Here is a 1,339-nt window from a genome sequence, read left to right as displayed (position 1 = left end):
ATGTTGGAGTGACACGACTTCGGCGGTGTACTTGAGCCCCGCTACATTGTCGGCGCGGAATCACTTGACCAGTGAGCTATTACGCACTCTTTCAAGGATGGCTGCTTCTAAGCCAACCTCCTGGTTGTCTCTGCGACTCCACATCCTTTCCCACTTAGCACACGCTTAGGGGCCTTAGTCGATGCTCTGGGCTGTTTCCCTCTCGACCATGGAGCTTATCCCCCACAGTCTCACTGCCGCGCTCTCACTTACCGGCATTCGGAGTTTGGCTAAGGTCAGTAACCCGGTAGGGCCCATCGCCTATCCAGTGCTCTACCTCCGGCAAGAAACACACGACGCTGCACCTAAATGCATTTCGGGGAGAACCAGCTATCACGGAGTTTGATTGGCCTTTCACCCCTAACCACAGGTCATCCCCCAGGTTTTCAACCCTGGTGGGTTCGGGCCTCCACGACCTCTTACAGCCGCTTCACCCTGCCCATGGCTAGATCACTCCGCTTCGGGTCTTGAGCACGCTACTCGAACGCCCTATTCGGACTCGCTTTCGCTACGGCTTCCCCACACGGGTTAACCTCGCAACGTACCGCAAACTCGCAGGCTCATTCTTCAAAAGGCACGCAGTCACGACACACCAAGCAAGCTTGGCATGCGACGCTCCCACGGCTTGTAGGCACACGGTTTCAGGTACTATTTCACTCCGCTCCCGCGGTACTTTTCACCATTCCCTCACGGTACTATCCACTATCGGTCACCAGGGAATATTTAGGCTTAGCGGGTGGTCCCGCCAGATTCACACAGGATTTCTCGGGCCCCATGCTACTTGGGTGGTCCTCAAACGAGCCGTTGCAGTTTCAGCTACGGGGGTCTTACCCTCTACGCCGGGCCTTTCGCATGCCCTTCGCCTACCACAACGGTTTCTCACTCGCCGACCGGCCGGCAGACCGATCAAGAGAACTCCCACGACCCCGTATGCGCAACCCCTGCCGGGTATCACACACATACGGTTTAGCCTCATCCGGTTTCGCTCGCCACTACTCCCGGAATCACGGTTGTTTTCTCTTCCTGCGGGTACTGAGATGTTTCACTTCCCCGCGTTCCCTCCACATACCCTATGCGTTCAGGTATGGGTGACAGCCCATGACGACTGCCGGGTTTCCCCATTCGGACACCCCCGGATCAAAGCTCGGTTGACAGCTCCCCGGGGCCTATCGCGGCCTCCCACGTCCTTCATCGGTTCCTGGTACCAAGGCATCCACCGTGCGCCCTTAAATACTTGGCCACAGATGCTCGCGTCCACTGTGCAGTTCTCAAACAACAACCAGCCACCCGCCACCCCACA

1 rRNA gene is annotated in these 1,339 nt (G+C 57.4%); it reads right to left on the bottom strand.

The window, feature by feature from the left end:
• Positions 1-1,279 (bottom strand): 23S ribosomal RNA (locus GL263_RS26580); the annotation flags it as partial.
• Positions 1,280-1,339: the final 60 nt, after the last annotated feature.

Origin of the sequence: Streptomyces durbertensis, assembly GCF_014156695.1 — a bacterium.
Lineage (GTDB): Bacteria > Actinomycetota > Actinomycetes > Streptomycetales > Streptomycetaceae > Streptomyces > Streptomyces durbertensis.
This window is presented reverse-complemented; position numbering and strand designations above follow the sequence as displayed.